At 67.5% G+C, this 6,280-nt stretch carries 7 protein-coding genes and 1 rRNA gene; 7 read left to right on the top strand and 1 reads right to left on the bottom strand.

The window, feature by feature from the left end; genetic code table 11:
• The first annotated feature begins 23 nt into the window (after nt 1-23).
• The 7 genes from WCE59_RS13570 (at nt 24) to rpmG (ending at nt 5,751) form a co-directional block, all read left to right on the top strand.
• Nucleotides 24-629, top strand: a complete 606-nt coding sequence (locus WCE59_RS13570; RefSeq protein WP_343259308.1) for a 4'-phosphopantetheinyl transferase family protein — start codon at nt 24-26, stop codon at nt 627-629.
• 28 nt (nt 630-657) lie between these two features.
• Entirely contained in the window at nt 658-1,299 is a 642-nt protein-coding gene (gene rsmG / locus WCE59_RS13575; RefSeq protein ID WP_343259309.1) for a 16S rRNA (guanine(527)-N(7))-methyltransferase RsmG, read from the top strand.
• 107 nt (nt 1,300-1,406) lie between these two features.
• Nucleotides 1,407-2,195 (top strand): ParA family protein, encoded by a 789-nt coding sequence (locus WCE59_RS13580; protein WP_343259310.1) that lies wholly within the window; start codon nt 1,407-1,409, stop codon nt 2,193-2,195.
• Nucleotides 2,192-3,121 carry a ParB/RepB/Spo0J family partition protein gene (locus tag WCE59_RS13585; protein ID WP_343259311.1) on the top strand — a complete coding sequence of 310 codons (930 nt, stop codon included), beginning with the start codon at nt 2,192-2,194 and terminating at the stop codon, nt 3,119-3,121. Before WCE59_RS13580 ends, WCE59_RS13585 begins: the two co-directional genes overlap by 4 nt.
• A gap of 146 nt (nt 3,122-3,267) precedes the next feature.
• A complete protein-coding gene (locus tag WCE59_RS13590; protein ID WP_449284178.1) occupies nt 3,268-5,025 on the top strand; it encodes a DUF885 domain-containing protein in 1,758 nt (585 codons plus the stop codon).
• Between the two features lie 311 nt (nt 5,026-5,336).
• Nucleotides 5,337-5,573 carry a 50S ribosomal protein L28 gene (gene rpmB / locus WCE59_RS13595; RefSeq protein ID WP_343259312.1) on the top strand — a complete coding sequence of 79 codons (237 nt, stop codon included), beginning with the start codon at nt 5,337-5,339 and terminating at the stop codon, nt 5,571-5,573.
• 13 nt (nt 5,574-5,586) lie between these two features.
• The gene (gene rpmG / locus WCE59_RS13600; RefSeq protein WP_343259313.1) at nt 5,587-5,751 is read left to right on the top strand and encodes a 50S ribosomal protein L33; all 165 of its coding nucleotides are present in this window, start codon (nt 5,587-5,589) and stop codon (nt 5,749-5,751) included.
• A gap of 407 nt (nt 5,752-6,158) precedes the next feature.
• On the opposite strand, the gene rrf is transcribed toward rpmG, so the two are convergent.
• Nucleotides 6,159-6,272 (bottom strand): 5S ribosomal RNA (rrf, locus tag WCE59_RS13605).
• Between the last annotated feature and the right edge of the window lie 8 nt (nt 6,273-6,280).

Below are 6,280 nucleotides of genomic sequence, written 5' to 3' on the forward strand. Positions count from 1 at the left end.
CCGCCCCGTCCATCGCACCCTTCATGTCCCTGACTGCAGGCCAGCTCAAATTCGAAAGTGTCCGCTGCGCGTGGCGGCCCTACCGCCGCGGTGAAGCCGCCGAGCCGCTGGTGCGCACATGGCTGCAGGAACAGCTGGATCTGCCTGCCGACGCGCTGCAGCTGGACCGCGACCCGCGCGGGCGGCCGTGCCTGGCGCCCGCCCACGATGGCCACGACACCAGTTGGAGTCACAGCGGCGAAGGACTGCTGATGGCGCTGGGTCAGCACGTGCGTCTGGGCTGCGACCTGGAGTGGGCGCGCCCCCGACCCCGCGCCCTGGAGCTGGCGCGGCGCTATTTCAGCCCGTCGGAGGCCGACTGGCTGCAGCGCCTGTCCGGCCCCCTGCGTGAAGCGGTATTCGTGCGCATCTGGTGCGCGAAGGAGGCCATGCTCAAAGCCCACGGGCGCGGCATCGCCTTTGGCCTGCACCGGCTCGAGTTCGGCGAGCGCGACGACCGCCTGGTGCTGCTGGACTGCGATCCGGAACTGGGCGCGCCTGCGGACTGGACCCTGCAGTCCTTTGAACCGGCTCCCCACTACCTGGCTACTCTGGCGTGGCATCGGGCTGGCGGGCATCGGATGCCGTAGCCGCGGCGCCGGCTCCTACAATAGGGTCATGACCAACTCTTTCGACCCCACCCTGCGCGCTTCTCTGGATTCCGGCCTGGCGACGCTGGGCATGGATCCGGCCCTGGCACAGCCGCTGCTGGATTACCTAGCCCTGCTGGTGCGCTGGAACCGCACCTACAACCTCACCGCCATCCGCGACCCGCAGGAAATGGTGACCCTGCACCTGCTGGATTCGCTGGCCCTGGCGCCCTATCTGGACGGCGTGTCCCGCCTGGCGGATCTGGGCGCGGGCGCCGGCCTGCCCGGAATCCCGCTGGCACTGGCGCGGCCCTCGCTGCAGGTGGAGCTGGTGGAATCAGCCGGCAAGAAGGCCCGCTTCATGCGCCAGGCGGTGCGCACTCTGGGCCTGTCCAACGCCACCGTGCACGAATGTCGCGCCGAAGCCCTGGACCTGCCGGGCCAGTTCGACGCCATCACCGCACGCGCCCTCGCCACCCTGACCGACATCGTCACCGTTGGCGGGCACCTTCTACGCCCCGGCGGCCGCCTGCTAGCCCTCAAGGGCGTGCGCCCGGACGATGAGATCGCCGCCCTGCCCGAGGGCTGGCAGGTTGGCGACATCACTGCGCTCAAGGTGCCGGGCCTGGCCGCGGAACGGCACCTGGTGGTGGTCCATGCGCCGGGCTGAGACGAAAGCCGGACAACGCCTCCCTTCCGCCGCCGCGGCACTTGGGCATAATGATCGACCGGCCCGCCATCCTGCGGTCCGGATCCAACCATCTGACCGGGGAGCCCATGGCCCGCATCATTGCCATTGCCAACCAGAAGGGCGGCGTCGGGAAAACCACCACCGCGGTCAACCTGGCCGCCGCGCTTGCAGGCACGCCGAAGCGTGTGCTGCTGGTGGACCTGGACGCCCAGGGCAACGCCACCATGGGCAGCGGCGTGGACAAGCGCGACCTGCCGGCTTCCACCTGCGATGTGTTGCTGGGCGAGCTGCGTGGCGAAGATGCGATCAGCGAGACCGCCGAAGGCTACGACCTGCTGCCCGGCAACACCGACCTGACCGCCGCCGAAATCGAGCTGATGGCGGCCGAGAACCGCGAGCAGCGGCTCAAGCAGGCGCTCGACCCGCTGCGCGCGCGCTATGACTACATCATCATCGACTGCCCGCCGGCGCTGTCGCTGCTCACCCTCAACGCGCTCACCGCCGCCGATTCGGTGCTGGTGCCCATGCAGTGCGAGTACTACGCGCTGGAAGGGATCAGCGCGCTGATGGAGACGATCGAGGCGGTGCGCTCGCGGCTCAACCCCGGGCTGGAGATCGAAGGCGTGCTGCGGACCATGTTCGACGTGCGCAACAACCTGACCAACGCCGTGTCCAACGAGCTGGTCGAACATTTCGGCGACAAGGTGTTCCGCACCATCGTGCCGCGCAACGTGCGCCTGGCCGAAGCGCCCAGCCACGGCCAGAGCATCGTCGGCTACGACCGTTCCTCGCGCGGCGCGATCGCCTACCTCGGGCTGGCCGGAGAAATCATCCGTCGCCAACGCGAGCGTGACCAGAAGGAGAAAGCGGCATGACCGCCCCCAAGGCGAAGAAGGCACCTGCCAAGAAACGCGGGCTGGGACGCGGCCTGGAAGCATTGCTGGGCCCCAGGGCGGCCGAAACCGCCCCGGTGCTGGAAGCCGGCCCGGGCGACACCCTGCAGACCCTGCCGATCGACGCGCTGACGCCAGGCAAGTACCAGCCACGCCGGACCATGAGCGAGGACAAGCTGGACGAGCTGGCCGATTCGATCAAGGCCCAGGGCGTGATCCAGCCGATCGTGGTGCGCGCGATCCATTCGGGCAGCGGCCGCACCTGGGAAATCATCGCCGGCGAGCGCCGTTGGCGTGCTTCGCGCCGGGCCGGACTGACCGAGATCCCGGCGGTGGTGCGCGAGGTCGACGATCGCACCGTGGTCGCGATGGCACTGATCGAGAACATCCAGCGCGAAGACCTCAATCCGCTGGAAGAAGCCCAGGCGCTGGCGCGGCTGATCGAGGAATTCATGCTCACCCACGCCCAGGCCGCCGAGGCGGTGGGGCGTTCGCGCGCGGCGGTGTCCAACCTGCTGCGCCTGCTGGAACTGCCGCCGGCAATCCGCAAGCTGTTGCAGGAGCGGCGCCTGGAAATGGGCCATGCCCGCGCCCTGCTCACCCTCGCCCCGGACCTGGCCAGCAAGCTCGCCGCCGAAGCCGCCGAACACGGCTGGTCGGTGCGCGAGGTGGAACACCGCGCCCAGCAGTTCGCCGAAGGCCGGGTGCCCAACAAGCGCGGCCGCTCCACAAGCAAGGCCCGGCCGCAGCAGGCCGACATCGCCACGCTTGAAAACGAACTGGCCGAAACGCTCGGCGCCAAGGTCAGCATCGCCCACGGCCGCGGCGGCAAGGGCCGGCTGGTCATCCACTACACCGACCTGGACACCCTCGACGGCGTGCTCGAGCGCCTGCGCGCACGCGGCTGACCTCCGCCTAGGCCCTGCCCCTCGTAGGAGCGCGCCATGCGCGCGAAGCCGCGTGACCCATGCGCGACCGCGGGACTTCCGTAACAGGACGCCTCGCCCCCGCAATGCGATGATTGCCGGTCTGATCCATCAAGGACCGTACACCCGTGAAGCCGATCCGCGCCGCCCTTTTGCTGTTCGCCCTGTCCCTCGTCGCTCCCATCGCCTGGGCACAGACCTCCGACGCCGACACCGCCTTCCAGTCCATCTACGAGAAGGAATGGGCCTGGCGCCAGGCCGACGCCGGCCGCGCCGCCAGCGAAGACGATGACCCGGATTCAAGCGCCCGGCGCATGCCCGACGTGGGCCCCGAAGCCCAGGCACGCCGGCTGGCCATGTGGGAAGACGTGCTCGGCCAGCTCGACGCCATCGACGCCTCCCAGCTGTCGGAACACAACCAGGTGAACCTGGCCGTGTACCGGCCCCAGCTGGAAGCGCTGGCCGCCAACGTACGCCTGCGCGCCTACGAGATGCCGTTCAACTCGGACAGCTCGTTCTGGGCGAACCTGGGCTTCATGACCCGCGGCACTTTCGCCAACGCCGACGACTACCGCACCTACGCCGCGCGCCTGCGTGACCTGCCGCGCTATTTCGACCAGCAGATCGACAACATGCGCGCTGGCCTGGCGCGTGGATTCAGCGTGCCGCGCGCGGTACTGGACGGACGCGATGTCTCCATCGCCGCGGTCGCGGAGCTGACCGACCCGGAGCAGGCCACGCTGTGGAGCCCCTACGAGCGCATGCCGGCATCCATTCCCGCCGACGAACAGCAAGCTCTGCGCGATGAAGGCCGCGCCGCCATCGCCGACGCGGTGATCCCAGCCTTCGACACGCTGCTCACCTTCTACCGCGATGAATACATGCCGCAGGCGCGCACCACCCTGGCCGCCGAGGCAATGCCCGGCGGCGAAGAGTTCTACCGCGCCCAGATCCGCGAATACACCACCCTGGACCTGACACCGCAGCAGATCCACGACATCGGCCTGGAAGAGGTCGCCCGCATCCGCGCCGAAATGGACGAAGTGATCGCCGGCACCGGCTTTGAAGGCGACTTCGACGCCTTCCTGCATTTCCTGCGCACCGACCCGCAGTTCTACGCCGACACTCCGCAGGAGCTGCTCAACCACGCCGCCTGGATCGCCAAGCGCGTGGACGCCGTGATCGGCCGCTACTTCGACCCGCTGCCGCGCGGACGCTTCACCATCATCCCTGTGCCGGACGACATCGCGCCGTTCTGGACCGCCGGCCGCGGCGGCCGCGGCACCTACTGGCTCAACACCTACGATCTCCCTTCGCGCCCGCTGTACAACCTGCCCGCCCTGACCGTTCACGAAGCTGATCCCGGACACGCATTCCAGGCCGCTCTTGCGCTGGAGCAGGACGAACAGCCGGACTTCCGCCGCAACAGCTACATCTCCGCCTACGGCGAAGGCTGGGGCCTGTACGTGGAGAAGCTGGGCAAGGAAATGGGTATCTACGAAACCCCTTACCAGGACTTCGGCCGCCTGACCTACGAAATGTGGCGCGCCGCCCGCCTGGTGATCGACACCGGCGTACACCACCTGGGCTGGAGCCGCGACCAGGCCCTCGCGTTCCTGCGCGACAACACCGCCCTGTCCGAGCACGAAGTCACCACCGAGGTCGACCGCTACATCTCCTGGCCCGCGCAGGCGCTGAGCTACAAGCTGGGCGAACTCAAGATCTGGGAGCTGCGCCACGAAGCCGAGGCCGCCCTGGGCGCCGACTTCGACCTGCCCGCCTTCCACCACGCCGTCCTGAGTCTGGGCTCCGTCCCGCTGCCAGTGCTGGAGCAGCAGATCCGCAGCTTCATCGCCGAAAGCAAAGCCGCCGCCGACGCCCCCTGACACCACGCGACATCTGACACCGTCTATAGGAGCGTGCCATGCGCGCTCCTACAAAGTAGTTGCAACTTGCGTGCGGAGCTGTCCCCGGGTGATAATGCCCGGCTCACTGTGCCCCGCCGATTCACAAGATCGGCACGGCAGCCCTCCGGAAGCGCGATTCCAGGGGACGGCCTGCACAGCCCGCCGCATCCGCGGCAACGTTCCCGAATCGCGCGCCGCTGAGTGGATATCCGCACAGCCGGCGGGGCCGACGCTTCCCTGGCCAAGGGGAGCCCCCATGCGGAATATTCCGCGACCCACCGAGGTGCTTCATGTCACGAGTCTGCCAAGTCACCGGCAAGCGTACGACGACCGGCAACAACGTCTCGCACGCAATGAACAAAACCCGCCGCACTTTCCTCCCCAACCTCCATGAGCGCCGCTTCTGGGTTGCTTCCGAGAACCGCTGGGTGAAGCTGCGCGTTTCCACCAAGGGTCTGCGTACGATCGACAAGAACGGCATCGACACCGTCCTGGCCGACCTGCGCAGGCGCGGCGAAAAGATCTGAGGAGGATCGAACCATGGCTTCCAAGCGCGACAAGATCCGCATGAATTCGTCGGCCGGTACCGGTCATTTCTACACCACCGACAAGAGCAAGAAAAACACCCCGGGCAAACTGGAAATGAAGAAGTACGACCCAGTTGTCCGCAAGCACGTGATGTACAAGGAAGGCAAGATCAAGTGATCATGGCCGGTGCGTTAAACGCACCGCCAGCCTGACAAAAAGCCCGCCGCAAGGCGGGCTTTTTCGTGGGCGAGATTAAAATCTCAGCCAGGCGTTGGCACCGCTGAGGAACCCGCAGCCAGCATCGCCGGCCGCGACCAGCGCTACGCAATCGACACCCGCAAGATCCGCGCTGAGGCCCGCCGTCCTCCCCACCAAAGCCGAGCCCCGTCGAGGGCGGGAAGTCTTTTCGGCGAAATAAAGGAGGAGGCATCCGCCTGCGGCGGAGGCCGGGGGACATTCGCCGAAAAGAGCTTGCCGCCCGCGGCGGGGCCCAAACGTGCCGACGCAGGACCCGAGCCCATTCCACCAACCGCCAGACAAAAGAAAAGCCCCGCAGCTTGTGGCTGCGGGGCTTTGGGTAAAAACCCTGGCGATGACCTACTCTCGCATGCTAGATGCACACTACCATCGGCGCGTGCGTGTTTCACTTCCGAGTTCGGAATGGGATCGGGTGGTTCCACGCAGCTATTGTCACCAGGGAGAGGGT

Source organism: Luteimonas qiangzhengi, from assembly GCF_039548515.1.
Classification (GTDB): Bacteria; Pseudomonadota; Gammaproteobacteria; order Xanthomonadales; family Xanthomonadaceae; genus Luteimonas.